Source organism: Solibacillus sp. FSL R7-0668 (assembly GCF_038006205.1).
Taxonomy (GTDB): Bacteria; Bacillota; Bacilli; order Bacillales_A; family Planococcaceae; genus Solibacillus.
In genome coordinates this window covers 2,269,327-2,285,920 of sequence record NZ_JBBOUU010000001.1, presented here as the reverse complement: position 1 = coordinate 2,285,920, position 16,594 = coordinate 2,269,327, and the positions used below count along the sequence as shown (strand labels likewise).

The 16,594-nt window shown below is 39.1% G+C and carries 17 protein-coding genes; 10 read left to right on the top strand and 7 right to left on the bottom strand.

Annotated features, from left to right (window positions below):
- Positions 1-25 precede the first annotated feature (25 nt).
- The 6 genes from MKX47_RS11235 (at position 26) to MKX47_RS11210 (ending at position 5,956) form a co-directional block, all read left to right on the top strand.
- On the top strand, positions 26-247 hold the full coding sequence (locus tag MKX47_RS11235) for a DUF2922 domain-containing protein (RefSeq protein WP_340774095.1): 222 nt from the start codon (positions 26-28) through the stop codon (positions 245-247).
- 63 nt (positions 248-310) lie between these two features.
- Entirely contained in the window at positions 311-451 is a 141-nt protein-coding gene (locus tag MKX47_RS11230; RefSeq protein ID WP_340774093.1) for a YvrJ family protein, read from the top strand.
- Positions 452-558: 107 nt separating this feature from the next.
- Positions 559-1,161, top strand: coding sequence for an SCO family protein (locus MKX47_RS11225; protein ID WP_340774088.1), 603 nt, complete (start codon positions 559-561; stop codon positions 1,159-1,161).
- A gap of 221 nt (positions 1,162-1,382) precedes the next feature.
- On the top strand, positions 1,383-4,808 hold the full coding sequence (locus tag MKX47_RS11220; protein ID WP_340774086.1) for a hypothetical protein: 3,426 nt from the start codon (positions 1,383-1,385) through the stop codon (positions 4,806-4,808).
- A 118-nt stretch (positions 4,809-4,926) separates the two neighbouring features.
- The gene (locus tag MKX47_RS11215) at positions 4,927-5,547 is read left to right on the top strand and encodes a LysE family translocator (protein WP_340774084.1); all 621 of its coding nucleotides are present in this window, start codon (positions 4,927-4,929) and stop codon (positions 5,545-5,547) included.
- A gap of 106 nt (positions 5,548-5,653) precedes the next feature.
- A complete protein-coding gene (locus MKX47_RS11210; protein WP_340774081.1) occupies positions 5,654-5,956 on the top strand; it encodes a hypothetical protein in 303 nt (100 codons plus the stop codon).
- A gap of 162 nt (positions 5,957-6,118) precedes the next feature.
- Here the strand turns inward: MKX47_RS11210 and MKX47_RS11205 are convergent, their stop codons facing one another.
- The 5 genes from MKX47_RS11205 to MKX47_RS11185 form a co-directional block, all read right to left on the bottom strand.
- On the bottom strand, positions 6,119-7,030 hold the full coding sequence (locus tag MKX47_RS11205) for a sigma factor regulator N-terminal domain-containing protein (protein WP_340774078.1): 912 nt from the start codon (positions 7,028-7,030) through the stop codon (positions 6,119-6,121).
- A complete protein-coding gene (locus MKX47_RS11200) occupies positions 7,003-7,521 on the bottom strand; it encodes an RNA polymerase sigma factor (RefSeq protein ID WP_340774077.1) in 519 nt (172 codons plus the stop codon). Before MKX47_RS11200 ends, MKX47_RS11205 begins: the two co-directional genes overlap by 28 nt.
- Positions 7,522-7,689: 168 nt before the next feature.
- Positions 7,690-8,697 (bottom strand): copper resistance D family protein, encoded by a 1,008-nt coding sequence (locus MKX47_RS11195; protein WP_340774075.1) that lies wholly within the window; start codon positions 8,695-8,697, stop codon positions 7,690-7,692.
- Between the two features lie 71 nt (positions 8,698-8,768).
- Entirely contained in the window at positions 8,769-9,311 is a 543-nt protein-coding gene (locus MKX47_RS11190) for a copper resistance CopC family protein (RefSeq protein WP_340774074.1), read from the bottom strand.
- Positions 9,312-9,476: 165 nt separating this feature from the next.
- The gene (locus MKX47_RS11185; RefSeq protein WP_340774072.1) at positions 9,477-10,118 is read right to left on the bottom strand and encodes a hypothetical protein; all 642 of its coding nucleotides are present in this window, start codon (positions 10,116-10,118) and stop codon (positions 9,477-9,479) included.
- A gap of 141 nt (positions 10,119-10,259) precedes the next feature.
- Here MKX47_RS11185 and MKX47_RS11180 point away from each other — a divergent pair, with 141 nt between their 5' ends.
- Genes MKX47_RS11180 through MKX47_RS11170 form a run of 3 tightly spaced genes read left to right on the top strand, consistent with a single transcriptional unit; the run spans position 10,260 to position 11,747 of the window.
- A complete protein-coding gene (locus tag MKX47_RS11180) occupies positions 10,260-10,628 on the top strand; it encodes a rhodanese-like domain-containing protein (RefSeq protein ID WP_340774069.1) in 369 nt (122 codons plus the stop codon).
- Between the two features lie 12 nt (positions 10,629-10,640).
- The gene (locus tag MKX47_RS11175) at positions 10,641-11,372 is read left to right on the top strand and encodes an alpha/beta hydrolase (protein WP_340774066.1); all 732 of its coding nucleotides are present in this window, start codon (positions 10,641-10,643) and stop codon (positions 11,370-11,372) included.
- 15 nt (positions 11,373-11,387) lie between these two features.
- Positions 11,388-11,747, top strand: a complete 360-nt coding sequence (locus MKX47_RS11170) for an SLAP domain-containing protein (RefSeq protein WP_340774064.1) — start codon at positions 11,388-11,390, stop codon at positions 11,745-11,747.
- A gap of 311 nt (positions 11,748-12,058) precedes the next feature.
- Here the strand turns inward: MKX47_RS11170 and MKX47_RS11165 are convergent, their stop codons facing one another.
- Together MKX47_RS11165 and MKX47_RS11160 are read right to left on the bottom strand one after the other, a co-directional pair.
- Positions 12,059-13,474, bottom strand: a complete 1,416-nt coding sequence (locus tag MKX47_RS11165) for a phospholipase D-like domain-containing protein (protein WP_340774062.1) — start codon at positions 13,472-13,474, stop codon at positions 12,059-12,061.
- 132 nt (positions 13,475-13,606) lie between these two features.
- Positions 13,607-15,289, bottom strand: a complete 1,683-nt coding sequence (locus MKX47_RS11160; RefSeq protein WP_340774060.1) for a methyl-accepting chemotaxis protein — start codon at positions 15,287-15,289, stop codon at positions 13,607-13,609.
- Between the two features lie 293 nt (positions 15,290-15,582).
- Between MKX47_RS11160 and MKX47_RS11155 the strand changes: the two genes are divergently transcribed.
- Positions 15,583-16,593, top strand: coding sequence for a hypothetical protein (locus MKX47_RS11155; RefSeq protein ID WP_340774058.1), 1,011 nt, complete (start codon positions 15,583-15,585; stop codon positions 16,591-16,593).
- Position 16,594 lies beyond the last annotated feature (1 nt).

The window sequence follows — 16,594 nt, the reverse complement described above, 5'->3', positions numbered from 1 at the left end:
CTACTAAAGGAAGGAGGTGAAGCATATGACACAGGTGTTGCAAATGACGTTGACCAATGCAGCAGGGAAGAAGATGATCTTCAATGTCGCAAATCCAAAAGCGAGCTTAACGGAGGCCGAGGTAAATGCAGCGATGCAGACGATTATCGATCAGGGCATTTTCTCATATGAGGGGCTGTTGTTCGATGTGAAGAAATCAGCGAAAATCGTCGAGCGTAATGTGACGGAATTCGAATTAAACGCATAACCAATGGAGCCGGTGAAGTGACTTACTTTGCCGGCTTTTAGACTGTAAGAGGAGGTGAATTTCATGGAACAGTGGCTTGCGCTTGTTCAAGATGTAACGTTTCCAATCTTTATTTCATTTTATTTGCTATATCGTATTGAAACGAAGCTTGAGGCGATTCATACCGCGCTCGTTTCATTGAACGCACCACGCAGTGATTTGTGAAAAGGAACTTCACAAATTTGCAAAGAAACTTTCGTGCATTTCCTATTGTACAACCTGGGAACTTGCTTTAAGATGGAGGTAATGTTTGGAAGAGTGGAGAGAGAGACATGACAAAACGATTCGCATTACTAGCGGCAGTAAGTATGCTGGTGCTTGTACTTAGCGCTTGCAGCAACTACCAATTCAAAGCAACGACCAATTTCGAGCTCGACAATTTTGATGTACAAGATCACCGAGGAAACTCGATTTCACTGGATGATTTAAAGGGTGAGCCATGGCTAGCGATGTTCATTTATACAACATGCCCAGATATTTGCCCACCAATGACATACAACATGAAAATGATTCAAGATGAGCTCGTTGAAAAAGGCATTGAGGACTATAAAATCGTGGCCTTTACCGTAGATCCAACGACAGACACAACGGATGCATTAACAAAATACATCGCCAATTATGGAGTAGCCGATGAATCCAAATGGTATTTACTAAACGGCTACGACCCAAAATTTATCGAGCAATATGCTAGGAGCTCATTTAAAACAGCGGTTGTCGCACAGCCAGGTAACATCATTCACGCGAATACCTTCTTCCTAGTAGACCAAAACGGTGTGGCAGTGAAAAACTACAGCGGCGTCCAATCAGGCAATACCGAAGTACCGTATGACACAATTGTGACGGACCTCGAAGCATTAATCAAACAAGGAAAATAGCAACTCACCAACTGTACTCCTAAAGGGTACAGTTTTTTTGTGGGGAAATAGGTATTTATACTAATTTTTTATAAAATATTTCCGATAATATAGGTAGATTATATATTTAAACAGTTGCATATATCCTGTTTTATTCAGAAATTTTAGTAATATCCCTATTAATAATCAGTATGTAGAAAATATTAGGTATACTTAAATGGAAAAGTTAGGAGAGATGTCCAATGAATTATAAAAAATTATTAGCAGCCACAGCCATGACCTCAGCCGCATTTGTTGTGCCGGTAATGGTTGGAGCAGAGGAAATTGTATCTGTTCCAAAGGATGATTTAATTGCAGACGGTACATATTCAGTAGGAGATACGGTTAAAGCAGCACTTACAGAAATTAAAACGTCTGTTGATGCTGGAGATGGAACAACTACTGAAACAGTGGATAAAATTGTTTCTTATGAATGGTTTGTTGGCGATGCTACAACAGCTAGCTCAAAAACAGCGGAATTCAAGCTGCCAATGCATGCAGAAGAAAAAAAGATAAAGCTTGTTGTTACAACAGAGGGGAAAAAGAAATATTTTGAAGAAATTCCTGTAGAAGCACTGGATACTTTTACAGCTGATGTTGGATATGAAGAAGGCTTTACTTCACCCCGAGTTAATACAATTATTACAATGAAAAACTTAAATATTCTGGACAAAGATGAAGTCATTTCAGCTTATGAATGGTATTTAATGGATGGAGGTCAATACAAATTATTAGTCGGTGAAAACGCTATTGACTTACAAATTCCGATTGAATTTTCGGGAAAAGAGATTCTTTTTGTTGTAAGAACAGAATCGGGAAAAGTTTATAAGATAAAGGAAAACGTAAAAATTGAAGAGCTTAAATTTGGCTTAAATCCAGTTACTTATTCAGTAAAAGTAAATGGAAAGCTAACAGAACTCTCACTTTCGAATGAGCTTTTACCAGGCGATCAGATTCAGATTGGCCATTCGGAAATTATTGGGGATGGTGGCGAGATTTTAAGTGCTGAAGATTACGAGGTACATTATAAATGGGTAGCCTTTAATGGAAATGACAACCAATTCACTTTGCCAAATGCAACAGGGAACACCTTCACAATTCCAGTAGATAGTGAAAAGCAGGGGTATAAAAGATTTGAAGTAACGGTAACGATTTCTGTTCCGGGCATCGTGACTGCAAATGGTGAGTTAACTGTCGATAGTGAGCTAATTGAAATTGGTACTAATAACAAACCAATTACTACTTTAATCAGTGATATTAATAAATTAATAGAAAAGACATCTTATACAGATTTACAAAATGAAGTAAATAAATTATTAGCAGATTATAACCAGCTAAATGACCGTGCAAAAGCGACCATTACGAATTACGCAAAGCTGGATGAGTATGTACAAGGCTTTAAAGTTGTAGATCCATTAACAAAGGAATTCGATAAACTTTATACGGATTATAAAAACTTTAAAGCTGAGGGAAATTCGACTGTTAAACAAGCGGAATTATTAAAATCGATGAATTCACTGCGCCAATCTTATAATATATTAACAGCAAAACAAAGGGAGATTTATAAATTATTTGAAACAAATAATGCTTATCCATCAATCGCTCAATTGTATGAATTGATTGTAAAAATTGATGATAAACATAATACTGATTATGTAACAAACGAAGCAGTCGAAAAATTTAATGAAAAAGTTGCAGGTAATATTTTTAAGGGCGAATATAAAATAAATTACGTAGATCCTTCAAATGAACTAGAGGAATTAACAGCTTTTGAAGCAACAATTAAGCAATATCTAGATGAAGTAAAAACATTCGATAAGGCGTACCAACCACTGCTCAAAACAGATGTGCTAAAAACAGCACAAGCGGATGTGAAAAAAGTACGTGTGGTTATTGAAAAAATCAATAAAATTAGTACACAAACTGGCAAGAAGAAGGCGAGTGCTATTATCGCTGCCGAAAAGGCCTATAATAAATTAAACATTGCTCAAGCAACATTAATATCTGATAGTACAAAGGAAAAGTTATTTGAGCCATTTACAGCCGATGAAGAACAGAGTCAAGAAGATGCTAAACTAGCGGCACAAGATCTTATTGTTCAAATTAATGATATTTTACCAGCCGGCGCAGGTAAAGAGTACTCACTTGATATTGAATTATTAGAGAGTGAGCTAGCTGATATTGCCGCTAAGTATAAGTTACTGACTTCGGATCAGAAAAAGCTAGTGACAAACTATAAATCTGTAAGCCAAGTGAAAAGAGATGTATCTGCGGCCAAGCGTGTAGCGATGTCCGTTATAAAGGCTGAGGAAGCAGAAGCAGAGGCGACAAGCTATGATGGGGATGAAAACCGTTCAAAGTATATTAGTAAAATGAAATCAGCACACAGTAAATACAATTCTGCCTATAAAGCCTATACAAAGCTTACAATCGAACAAAAAAGCTTAGTAGATGGTGATGCGTTAAAGAGTGCTATCGCTAGTATTACTGCGATTATAGATGATGAGGAATTTGCTGGTAAAGATGAGTATGATAGCGGTAAAAGTAGTGAAGTAGTGTCACAGATTGAAAAAATCGCTGAGTTATTAAAGACGGCGGAAGATGCAGCGCTAGCGGATAGTGGTGGCATTGATACGGATGCGGATTTACAGCAAGCAATTAATACAGCAAAATCAATGTATAAATCTTTAAACTCATTCGAGAAAAAGCTTGTGCATAATTATGCCCTTATTTCAACAGCATCTAGCCATTTATCAAAGGCAAGTTCTGTAAAAAAACGCTTATTAGCTGCGAGTGACGAGAAAAAATTTATCAGTGCGAAAAAATCATTTGATAAACTACAGCCCGTCCAACAAGGTTTAATTTTTGAAACTTACGCAGATATAAGGGAGAGATATACATCATCAGATTCTTCAGGTTCGTCAACCTTACAAGAATTAGGTGATTTGTTAACGGGATTTTTCGAGGATGGAAGCTATGACATTGTAGTATTTAAAGAGATTCAAACACAATTGCAACCGTATTCATCAAAAGAGCTGAAAACATTAACAAACTACAAAAAATACCAGGAATTGGTAAAGGATGTAAGAGCAGTCGATTCCTTTGTTGCTAAAATGGTGAAGCTTGGTGAGAATCCAACATACTCACAAAAAGACTCGATTTATAAGAGCTATTTAAAATTAACGCGAGTACAGCAGCAATTATTAGGAACATACAAAACACCTGATGCAATAGTAGATGAAGATACGTACTCTAAAAAATTATTCGAATGGATGGAAGCAGCTGAGGGAGCATCAACTGATTTAAATTCTCGAATCGGTGCAATCATTGTCAGTGGTAAATACTCTGTTATTCTAGATGGTGCTTCATCGTTAGAGAAATTAGCTGATTTCGAGCAACAATTAGATGACCTTACGAAAGAATACAAGGCTTTGGATTCAAAAGAGCGCAAATTAGTGGTGAACTATTCGTACATTAAGAACGCTGAAAAGGATCTAAAGGCAGTACGTGCAGTAATTCAGCTAGAGGAAAAACTTGCAAATGCGGAAGATAAAAGTCCAATAGAGCAAGCTAAGAATAGGCTAACAGTTGAGCAGAAATCATTATATGACCTAGTACAACAACCATAGCAATTTACACCCTAAATGTTTTCATGCATTTGGGGTGTTTTTTTTATCTCGTCAAACCCCACCACACTTGTTATAATTCAAATAATCAGAAAACTTAAAAGAGAAAGTGGTGTGAATCATGACGAGTATTACGCTATTCATCATCGCCTGTGTGCTGCTCATTATTTTACCGGGGCCAGATACGGCGATTGTGACGAAAAATACGGTAATCGGTGGGCGGAAAGGTGGCATGCAGACGATGATTGGTTCTTGTGTGGGGCTGTCCATCCATACGATTGCAGCTGTTGCGGGGTTATCTGCTATTATTGTCAAATCTGCGGTTGCCTTTATGATGATTAAATATGTCGGAGCTGCCTACTTATGCTATTTAGGCGTGCGTACGCTGATGAATATGCGTGCCAAGAAAAATCAGGTGGAAGAGGAAGTGCTGGTCGAAGCGAAGGGCAATTCATACTTTAAGCAGGGGTTTATCACGAATATTACCAATCCAAAGGTCGCGGTCTTTTTCTTAACGTTCTTACCACAATTTTTAGCACCAGGCGCGGATGCGTTTTGGGCGTTTTTAGTGATGGGCATTTTGTATACTGTGCTGACGCTGGCATGGTTTTTCTTCTATGTGGTGCTACTCGACAAAATCCGCACATTTATGAAGCGTCCATCTACACAGGCGATGATTGAAATGGTGACGGGCATCGTGCTTATTGGCTTTGGGATTAAGCTGGCGTTTGAGAAGGCGTGATGTATTAGCTAGCAACTAGTATTCATCATCGAGTTTTGTATTGGAAATGCAAGGAGGATAATCGAGGGGTGAAATTGAATATATTGTTTAAAAGGGGGATTTTGACATGTCCTATATAAATGAATTTCGAAATTATTTAGACTTCAATTCATTAGCAATATTACTGGAACTTTTACTAGTTACTTCCTGCGTTTCGACGATTATATTTTTATTAACAAAAAATCAGTATGTATCTTATCTTTCAGCAGCACCAGTATTCTATGTTTTTTCATTGCTAACAAACGTTTCTACACATCTCTTTTTTTTAGTTCTTGCAATGTCTATACAGGCGATCATTATCGTCGCAATACAATATCAAAGTAAGAAGGAAAAAAATAAGAAGGTACAAGGAAATACTGTAGCAAATTAAGTCAACGATTCGTTGGCTTTTTTGCATCGTTCTTGTTTCACTAATGGAGGCTTTACATGAGGATTATGGAGTTACAAGGCAGATTATTAAAAAGTAAATTCTTCCCATCATTAGAAATTGCATAGTGCCAATCCAAGTTTGGGTTGACACTATTGGCATAGATTATTTTGTTGGTTGGATATACGGAACAATTGGTGCAGTTACTCCTACAGATGCTCCTCGAATAAAGTCTTTGCCTATTAATTCATTAAAGCTTTCAGTACGACCTGTTAGCATAACACCCAGTATAGTAACCTCGTTAAATGGTTTGTTTTCATTCTCTTCAATATATTTTTGGATTTCCTCCATTGATCCTCTTTCATCATATTTTTTAAGGTCTTTAATAAACATATCGAAGGATTCCTTTGAAAGTTCAGAATCTGGATAACCATAAACCCGTATACCTGAAGGGCCTGGAGCTTCATCGACAATTTTAGACGTCATATAAAGCCACGCTATATTTAAATTTTCAGGTATGCTTTCACGTACTTGATCCATTGTTAAAGGTTCCTTGAAGGATATTGCTACTTCAGCTACATGGTTTTCTAATTGAACAACAGCTTCAAGTTGATTTTGAACCCCGTCATAATATTCTTTAATAGCTGGATGATAAAATGTTGCCACTTTTTGCTTCGTTTGTTTATCGTATTCATAATTATTATTCCCACTGGAGTGAAAGCCAGGAATCAGTTCATTGTGGTCGATGGAAGCACCAAACCACGAATAAGAACTCGTTAATGTACTCCAAGGAATTAGATAACCATTTATATTTTTGGAACGGTTTGTAACAATATTACCGCCAAACATGGAAGAATTGGCTGTTACCTGAGAGTCAATATTCACATTTGGTTGAGATATACTGTGTTGTAAAAATAGGCTGTCGTGTAATCTAGCTGTATTTTGAGCTGATAAATAATTTCCAAGTCTATTGAAAGTAAAAAGTAGAATGATACAAACGACCATAGAAATAAGGGTAATCATAACCCATTGTTTTCTTTTTGCTTTCTTTAATGCTTTTTGAATCGATGAATCCATGCCATAATCCCTCCAGCTTCTGTACGAATTGATTTCCTTGCTCTGTATAGTTTTTGCTTTACATTGTCCACTTGCAAATGGAGTAATTGAGCGATTTCCTCGTAAGATAAGTCATAATAATATTTCAAAACAAAAATCTCACGGTACTCCTTTTTTACATTTTTTAATAAATGCATAATTTCATCTTGATTAAAAAGTTGTTCAAAATCGGCATTCCCGCTAATTAACTTTGATTGGATTTCATCTGATAGCGGTAGATGATGCTGAAATTTTTTTCGCCTTAGATCAATAAATTCGTTCAAGGCAACTCGGTAAAACCATGGGCGAACGGTTTTTTCGTCCAGGTCTCCTAACATTGAGTAGATTTTGTAAAATGTATTTTGAATAATGTCTTCTGCATCTTCTTTTGATGCCCCTTTTGAGCGCAAAACTAGAAACACTTCCTTTCCAACTTGTATTAGATAGGAGGTGAACGTGTCTTTTGGATTCATATTTTTCCCCCTCATTAATACAACGATTGGCGTGTTGAAAAAGTAGACAAAATAAAATAATTTAATATTTTGATCCAACGTGGAGCGAAAAATTTCGATTATGAAAAAAAGCCCTTTTTGAACAATCTTGTTCGTAAAAGGGCTCTAATTTTCTAAAAAATCTTCAACTTATTTAAAAAACACAATCGACATAAAGCTCATGTAAAAGCAGAGCGCGGTCGCAACAATCATCGCCGCTGCAAAGATGGTTGGCAATTGCTTTAGATAGCTGACCATCGTCAATCCAATAAATACAGCTGTTAATACGAAGAACATAATGCCAATCCCCGTCATTTGTAAATAAGCATGCATACCCGTTGCAACGCTATTCTGGTAAAATAACTCGAAAAACGGTGAAATGGCTTCAACCGTAAAGTTTGGCGGCTGTTGCTCGGTAAAAATCGCTGTTACTACTAGGATCGCCGCAAGTAATGTCAGCTCGATTTTTACCCAAGTGCGCGGTTCAAATAACGGCTGATTGATTTTTAATTTTATCAGTAGTCCATTGGCTAAAATAATGATGGCTAATGGAACGAGTAACACATGCTTAATAAATAAAAATTGGCCATAAGTACCGGCCCAGCTTGTGACATATTTCGGGACGATAACTTCCATCATCAGCACACCGCTAATCGCAATCGACGTAAAGGCAGCAAGGGCAGTAGGGGAGAACCATTGCAAAAAGGCACTCCAATTTTTTGTGTCCGTTGAAAAATAACCAACGATGACTAAAATACCAAGCCACACACTGACCGCTAGTAAATGAATGAAATCGAGAAACGAGCCCGCGATTCCAGCCATCGAACCCGCATGACTGGCATAGCCGATTGCCGCCATGATCGCCATTAAGACGAAAATAGAACTAACATAAAGCGAAGTGGATGCTTTTTTAATGGCTAGGCGCACAAGTACGAGGAGCAGTAACGAAAAGGCAAAAATCGCTAGCCAAGCATGTCCCACCTTATACTTCGAAACAATCATCCATAACGAATCCGCTAGCCCAAATTGTGGCATTAAAATCGAAAGCAGCTGTAAATTAGGAAGAAAGGCTGCAATCGGAATGACAACTACACTGAATACGAGCCATTTCGGTGCGATTTGAAAGCCTGGGCGGTAGATGGTCGGGATACATTGCATGATCATTGCCCCCATTACGACACTCAAGCTTGCATATAAAAGAAATTGACTTCCTACAATGAGCGCCATCATTACGCTTTTTTACGCTTTGCTAAGGCAACGATACTTACGATGATAATGATAACTAAAAGACCACCGACAAGCAGTAACGGAGAAGTCGACTTTTCGGCATCCTCATCGTTTGCTTGCTGTGTCGATTCAACAGATGGAGCCGCCTCTTGCTCGGTGCTCTCTTCTTCCTTCTCAATGACCTGTTCTTCTACAGGGGCATTGACGGTAAAGCCAAATTCACCGGATAGAGGGTGACCGTCCTGACTAATCGTATCCCATTTTACCGTATACGTTTCGTTTGGCAGTGCCGGCTCAAAAGTCCCTGTTAACACACCATCTACGAGTGTAATCGATTGTGGTGTGTATGCCGTACCGTCCGCTGCGATTACTTTAAACGTACTACCTTCCTCAATTTTCCCTTCAAACGTAAGCACAACCTGCTGTACATTTTCTGTGACCGTTGAGCCGTCCTGTGGGGTTGTTTCGCTAATATACGTGTGTGCCGCTGCATTTGGCACGAATAGTAATAATGCAGCTAAAATCGAAAATAACATTGTTTTCATACGTAAATTTAGTCCTTTCTAGATAAAAATTCCACCTGTTTCATTGTAGCGAATTTTGTGCTAGTTTTCATCATTCACGTATTGAAAACCTGTTGCTTATGATAATATTATGACCCGAGAAACGAATGAAAGGTAAGAATTGTATAAAGGATGAAATAATATCAGTCATTCTGATGGATTGATAAAGCTACTGCCAGAATTGCTAGTCAGTTGCCATTGGTCGTAGGAACGAAAATACGTCATTTCCTCACGCCAGTTATCGCCAGTAACGATAACAAGTGCCATATGTGGATATACGAGGACTCGTGTTTTCGCATCCTTTAATAACGGTGCTTTTTGCGGGAGATTAATTAATGATGCGTCCGCATTGGATGTCAGTAATAGTTCATAAGGATTGTCTGACATGATGAGTAGGTCTAGCATTTCTTTGTGCTGTTCCTTTACCTGCTGCGAAATAAATGGCACAGTCGCGGCATATATAACAATCGGTGCCAAAATGACAAAAAGTGCGGTTTGATTCATAGACTTTGTAAAAACGATAAGCTCTTTTAGTGTCGAAAGTTGAGCCTTTTGCATGTAAAAGGCGAGTACTAAAGGCCAAATGAAGAAGATATGTATCAAAAAATTTGGTAAAAACCATTCGCCCTCATTTAATAAGATTACTTTTTGAAGCAAAATTTCAGTAGTAATCACCAATGTAAACCATTTCATTGGTACAGATTTATCGTGATAGAATTTCGCTGCAATAATTAGCATTGGTGCGATTAAGCAAATAATAACGGCGTAATCTAATATGTGAATCGCCAATTTTATCACCTCATTTCATTTTATTATACTGTAATTTTTATCCATATCAAAGTTTGGTGATATAAAATATGCAGTTACTATATTACGATAAATTTATTTCGTGCTAAACTATAGGGAACAGACAAAAAAGGAGAAAACATTATGTTTGAAACAATTATACTGATCGCCATTTGTGCGGCGGTTGTTATTTGGAAAAAGCGTCCGGTTGAAGGGATTCACACGATTTCAACAGATGAACTACAAACGATGCTACGTGACGATGATAAAATTTTTATTGATGTGCGGAGTGCGCGTGATTTCAATAAAATGCATGTCGCCCCGTTTATTAATGATCCGAATGGGCTGGGCATTGAAGCATTACCAAAGGATAAGGAAATTGTCGTGATGTGCCGTTCGGGTATGCGCTCGCTCGAAACGTGCAAAAAGCTGAAAAAGCTTGGAGTTCAAAAAGTAACGAACGTGCGCGGTGGTATCAGCGCATATGTAGAGCGCGGGTTACAAGAAAAGTAAGGGGTTTTTTAGATGCAACAGGTTGAAGATATTTACAAGCACAGCGGGAAACAGGCGGTGTTATTACTACATAGTTTTACGAGTAATGCCAGAGAAATGAAGCATTTGGCACAGGTACTGTTTGAAGCGGGCTACACGGTGTATGCGCCCAATTTAGCAGGGCATGGTGCCGCGCCAGAGCGATTATTCGCCTCGTCAATGGAGCATGTTTGGCAGGGGGCACAGCAAGCTTTTGAGCAGCTTATTGATGACGGCTATAAGCAAATTGCGGTCATTGGGCAATCGCTTGGTGGCGTGCTAGGGATGCGCCTCGCGAACCGCTATATGACGTGTCATGCATTGGCAATCCTATCATCCCCCGTCTTGGAGCGTCCAATTGCTGGTTTAGAAAAACGTGTGAAATTTTATTCACAGCGTTATTTGCAAAACAATGGCGCAACAGAACAGGAGCTTGCCGATTTTCTAAGTGAACATTTCCCTCGTCCAGCAGAAAAAATGATTGCCCTGCAGCGATTCATCGTCGGCTCACAGCGCGAAATGAGTGAGCTCAAGCAGCCGTTGTTTTTAGCGAAAGGGATGCTGGATGATGTTGTATTTCAGGAAAGCATCGACCTCATTGCCGATGCCGCGCAAAGTGAAGTAATTGTAAAAAAATGCTACGAAAAAAGTGGTCATTTACTAACGCTCGGCAAGGAACGGGACAAGCTTGCACAGGATGTTCTTGCGTTTTTAAAGAAGTTGTAAGGGGGGGAATCGCTCATGCAAACATTGCAATTTGAACAAACCTGGGAGCGCTCGATTAGTGCGCAAGACCGGCTGATAATTGCCCAAGCATTTGAGCAACGTATCATTCAGGAGGGGACAGTTCATGCAGCCATTATTCGTGCGGCTTACAATCACCGCGGGGAGCTGCTTGTAACGGTGCTGATTCATAATGAAAGCGACCATGATATGCAGTGGGTGGATCGCGCGGTCACACTGCAAACGAAGCAAGCTACATACACACAAAGCTTTACGGAACGAAAGCTCATTGTGCTAGGTAAAACAAGCATGCCATGGACATTTATTTTCAAAAATATTGACGTCGCAGTGGAAGAAGTACTGGCGATTCAATTTTAAAAGGCATGGTTTTGTAAATTGTACAAAACCATGCCTTTTATCTGTTATAATTCCCACCGTGTAAAGGAGCATAAAAAGTTCGATATGCACTCTAGCACACTGGTGTGTGAAATGTGATCGGTTTTTTTGTTTTATGATCGAATTTTCAATTTTATGCTCGATTTTCCACGTTTTGTGATCGATTTTCAAAAAATATGATCGATTAACCATATTTTACCTTTTGTATCCAGCGAAAATACCAGCGACAGGAGCATATTTATTACTTTAGGAAATCACCTATTGGCCTCGAATTAAAAAATATTCACTATCAGCTAAAACGTGGATAGCCCTGTCGCTTCTTGAATGCGATAGAAGACTTTTTTCCACAGTGCTTGATCCTCATACACTTCAAAATCAACCGTATATTGTCCATTTTCATTTTGCCATAACCGCGCAAAATAAGCTTCTACCGTTGTCGCCAGTTCGCTTGTTGCCGGCATGGTCATATACAAATTGGTTTCTAAGTTATAGTCGGCAATGTTTCGGCGGGTGAAGTTAGCTGAACCACCTAGTAGCTCGGCTTGGTTACCTGATTTTACATATAGAAATTTACTATGGTATTGCTCGCCTTGCGTGTTGTAAAAACGAACGGCGACGCCACTTTTTTCAAGCTCTGCCGCTACCTGACGATTGGGAATGCCGTTTTTCTCTAAGCCAAATGCGTCCTTGTTTGGATCTACAATTACCTCGACCGTAGCCCCTTGTTTCGCAGCCTTTTTAATTGCCTTTACAACATCACGGTCAGCCAAATAAAACACACCGATATTAATTTCACTGTTTGCATCTGCGTCACCTAGCATCGCAAGCATTGTTTCTTTTATTTTACCCTCTGTTACAATTTTCGTCTGAATATCAGATACCTCGTTTTGATAGTTCCACTCAACATCTTCAAGTGTAATATTAGATAACTTGGCGACAGCTTGCTCAGAGGCGTACAAATCCTCTAAAATAGCACCTGTTACCACAAAGCCGATATTGGAGTGATAGCTACTGCCGTCATGGGTAATATTAGCAGATGTTACAAGTGCCTGCTGTTCATTTAACACAACTTTGCGGTGATTCGCTTTAAAGTTGAGCATGTCGAAATAAGAGCCGAACGAAGCCTTTGCACCGTCTGGGTTAAAGGCATTTGGTAAAAAGCCATTTTGAGATGTCGGCCACCATTGTAAATACGTGCGCCAAACGCTTGAGTACACTGGATTTGAATCAGGCAGGGGCTCCATATTAGTGAAAATGACCTCTACACCAGCGTCCTGTAATTTCGAAAAGTTTTCAGGCATTGTCGAGCCGTACACTGTATTTATGGCATCGGTAATGATCGTAACATTTAATGCTGGATTGTCTTTAAGTGCCGCTAATACCGCGTTTGTAATATCGTTGGCACGTGCTGGATAGTCCCCTTTAGAACGGTCGTAATCATCATTGTATAAAAACATATCGATGACCAATGTATGCTCTGCTTCCTCAATAATTCGCAGCATTTCATCATATAAATGGTGCTCCATCACGCGGCCGTTGTTGTCGTACGTTAAATCGTAGACGAAACGCACATCGCTATCGGCATGCAGCACGCCATCGACCGATACATCAATGGGGAGTTGTTTTTGCGCATAAACGATACCAACAATAAGTGGGATGATGAGTAGGAGTGCGATAAGTGCAATAATTTTTTTTCGTAAAGTTTTCAAAAAATCCCTCATTTCAAAATAAGTAATTACTATTAATACCTACTACTAAAATACGTATGAAACGAAAAAAGGTTGCATTTTTTTCAAATAAAAAACACCTCCCAATAGCATAGGGGAGGTGCATATTTGTTATTATACGCGGAATTGCTGAATTTGTGTTTGTAACTGCTGCGAGTTTTCTGTGACAGCTGCTGCTACATCATTGACTTGCTCCATGCTTGCAGACTGTTCTTCCATCGCGGCCGCAATCATTTCGATGCTTTCTGAGGCTTTGTTTGCACCAATGGCAATTTCATTCACCGATGCAGTCACTTCCTCTGCGCTTGCGGATAATTGCTCGGACGTTGCGGACACATCTTGAATTGAATTTTTCATATCCTCTACGTCAAATTCAATTTGATTGAATGATTCGCCAGCTTTTTCGATAATCGCAACGCCTTCTTTCACAGAGGCTAATGAATGGCGAACGGCCTCTTCAACTTCTGCGGTGTCACGCTTGATTTCCTGTGTCAAAGCAACGATGGATGTAGCTGAATTTTTCGATTCCTCAGCAAGTTTACGCACCTCATCGGCTACGACTGCGAAGCCCTTACCATGTTCACCCGCACGTGCCGCTTCAATTGCAGCGTTTAGAGCGAGTAAGTTGGTTTGATCGGTAATATCCGTAATGACTTGTGAAATACTGTTGATTTCTTCCGTTTGCTTTGCTAATTTCGTCACTAATGCGTTCACTGTGACAGTCGAACCGTCAATCGTTGTCATCTGATCTTTTGCTTCAGTAATAATTTTACGACCATTTGCGGCTACTTCACTTGCCGTTAATGCCTTGCTGTGTAGGGTTTGTGTTGCTTCGGCAATGCGCTGTACGCCAATCGCGGTTTCTTCCATCGCGGTTGCGCTATCTCCGGCGATTTGGCTAGAATTTTGTGCAGCCTCCGAAGTATCTAACACGCGATGTGTGACATCATTCGTTGTTGCTGTAATTTCCTGTGTGCTTGCAAAGAGTTCTTCAGACGCAGCACTTAATTGCTCGGTATTTTGCTGGACATTATGCACTAAACTACGTAAATTTGAACGCATTGTGTTGAATGAGCTTGTTAATTTGCCAATTTCATCCTTCGTGCGTACTTCAACATCCTGACCTGTTAAATCGCCCTCTGAAATTTTTGCAGCCTCATCGGATACTTGAACAAGTGGCTGTGTAATTCGTTTGCGGATGTATACAACGACCGCTACGCTAATGATCAAGCTGATGATTAATACAATAAGCGATGCGATTTTTGCATTCAGAATGGCTTTCCCTGTTTCTGCCTTGATATCTTCTAGACGCTGTTTTTCAATTTCAGACATTTTTAAAGCAGTTGTTAAAATACCAACATTCGCGGATTGTAGCTTGTTGTTCACGATATCCTTTGCCTCATTGGTATTTGTTTTATAATTGGCAATCACTTGCTCAGCCTGTCCATTAAACTCATCATTGAATGTACTGACCTGCTGCATAAGCTTGTTCATTTCATCTGTATCGGCGTGCGCTTGCAAGTACGCAATATTATCATCTAATTTTTTAGCATAGGTGCGTAAATTTTCTTCGTTCGTTTGAGTTGGGTCAATAATAATTGCGCGCGCATATAAGCCTTGCATCGATAAATTAAAGCGCATATCATCAATCATTGCTACCTGTGTCATACGCTTATCCGTCGCTTCGTTTGAACGATTTTGGATCGTATTGTAGCTGATAAAGCTAATAATTGTGGATAGTGCAATTACGGTAATTAATAGCGCAAGCACCAAATTTAATTTTTTTCCAATACTCATAAAAATTATCCTTTCTATTTTTGTATTTTTTTTCATTATGACATAGGGGTGTAGATTTTTGTCGAAAAAGAATAAAAAATAAGCAATGTAGCGAATTTAAAAGAAAATTGCCAGGTGAAGCAGAAAATTACAGAAACGTGTGAATAATTTACGCTAAGCAGAAAATAACGTTAAAAATTGAAAAATAATGGAAATTTAATTTTCCTTTGTTCAATAATTTGTTAGAATTACAAAAGTATGGTTAGTGGATTCGCTTATAATTGACTTAAAGTATGAGAAAAGAGGGGAATAAGATGATTCTGGATAAAATAGGACATTATAAATGGCTTATTGCTAGTTTGATTATTTTAGTAGGGAATATCATCGTGTATCAATTGTCATTTATCGAGACGTTATCAGAGGAGCAGGCATTTGGTATGGTCATTGGCTCATTAATTGATTGTGCGATTCTAGCACCAGCGCTAGTATTACTTCATATAAAAAACTGGTCCATAAAAAAAGCCATTATTTTTGCAGCAAGTGGGATTGTGATAGCGCGATTCATCATTCCGGCTAATCTGATTGCACCCTTTCAAAGTATTACATGGACGGCCTTCGCAATTGAGGGATGTTTAATCGCGGTGGAGCTGCTTATAATCGGTACTTTTTTGAGATATATTCCTGCAATCATCCAATCGGTTCAAGCACAAAAGGAACCATTACTATTTGCCTTTCCGAAGTTAGTAGCCGAAAAGGCAAAGGGCAATCCGATTATTCAGGTGCTGGCATCCGAAATGCTAGTATTTTACTATGCCTGCTTAAGTTGGCGCAAAAAGCCTAGTTCGGAAGGGCATACCGTCTATAAAAATACGATGTATATGGCAATGCTAATTATGGTATTTCATGCGGCGACGTTTGAAGCGGTGGCGTTCCATTGGTTTTTCCATGACCGTATGCCAATACTTGCGTGGGGACATACGATTTTGTCAATTTACGGGCTGATTTTTTTACTTGCAGATGCACGTGCATTGATCCTAAATCCAACAAAAGTAGATGGGCACAAGCTCTACCTTTCAAACGGATTGATGAAGCGTGCTGAAATTTATGTAGGGCATATCGAGGCAATCCATGATGTGCTCGATTTGAAAGAGGTTTACCAAATGAAGGTGCTCGGCAATACCGATGAAAAGCCTGCGTTTGTATTGGAATTCAAATCACCACAAACCATTCATTTTGTCGGTGGCTTTGAGAAAAAGGTGAACTATTTAGGTGTGTACGCAGATGATGCACACGGGTTAAGGAAGCAGTTAGAAAGCTATAGGTAAA

What these genes read in the sequence shown, in the direction of transcription:
- MKX47_RS11235 (WP_340774095.1), top strand. Translation starts at nt 26, where the DNA reads ATGACACAGGTGTTGCAAATGACGTTGACCAATGCAGCAGGGAAGAAG.
- MKX47_RS11230 (WP_340774093.1), top strand. Translation starts at nt 311, where the DNA reads ATGGAACAGTGGCTTGCGCTTGTTCAAGATGTAACGTTTCCAATCTTT.
- MKX47_RS11225 (WP_340774088.1), top strand. Translation starts at nt 559, where the DNA reads ATGACAAAACGATTCGCATTACTAGCGGCAGTAAGTATGCTGGTGCTT.
- MKX47_RS11220 (WP_340774086.1), top strand. Translation starts at nt 1,383, where the DNA reads ATGAATTATAAAAAATTATTAGCAGCCACAGCCATGACCTCAGCCGCA.
- MKX47_RS11215 (WP_340774084.1), top strand. Translation starts at nt 4,927, where the DNA reads ATGACGAGTATTACGCTATTCATCATCGCCTGTGTGCTGCTCATTATT.
- MKX47_RS11210 (WP_340774081.1), top strand. Translation starts at nt 5,654, where the DNA reads ATGTCCTATATAAATGAATTTCGAAATTATTTAGACTTCAATTCATTA.
- MKX47_RS11205 (WP_340774078.1), bottom strand. Translation starts at nt 7,030, where the DNA reads ATGGATTCATCGATTCAAAAAGCATTAAAGAAAGCAAAAAGAAAACAA.
- MKX47_RS11200 (WP_340774077.1), bottom strand. Translation starts at nt 7,521, where the DNA reads ATGAATCCAAAAGACACGTTCACCTCCTATCTAATACAAGTTGGAAAG.
- MKX47_RS11195 (WP_340774075.1), bottom strand. Translation starts at nt 8,697, where the DNA reads ATGCAATGTATCCCGACCATCTACCGCCCAGGCTTTCAAATCGCACCG.
- MKX47_RS11190 (WP_340774074.1), bottom strand. Translation starts at nt 9,311, where the DNA reads ATGAAAACAATGTTATTTTCGATTTTAGCTGCATTATTACTATTCGTG.
- MKX47_RS11180 (WP_340774069.1), top strand. Translation starts at nt 10,260, where the DNA reads ATGTTTGAAACAATTATACTGATCGCCATTTGTGCGGCGGTTGTTATT.
- MKX47_RS11175 (WP_340774066.1), top strand. Translation starts at nt 10,641, where the DNA reads ATGCAACAGGTTGAAGATATTTACAAGCACAGCGGGAAACAGGCGGTG.
- MKX47_RS11170 (WP_340774064.1), top strand. Translation starts at nt 11,388, where the DNA reads ATGCAAACATTGCAATTTGAACAAACCTGGGAGCGCTCGATTAGTGCG.
- MKX47_RS11160 (WP_340774060.1), bottom strand. Translation starts at nt 15,289, where the DNA reads ATGAGTATTGGAAAAAAATTAAATTTGGTGCTTGCGCTATTAATTACC.
- MKX47_RS11155 (WP_340774058.1), top strand. Translation starts at nt 15,583, where the DNA reads ATGATTCTGGATAAAATAGGACATTATAAATGGCTTATTGCTAGTTTG.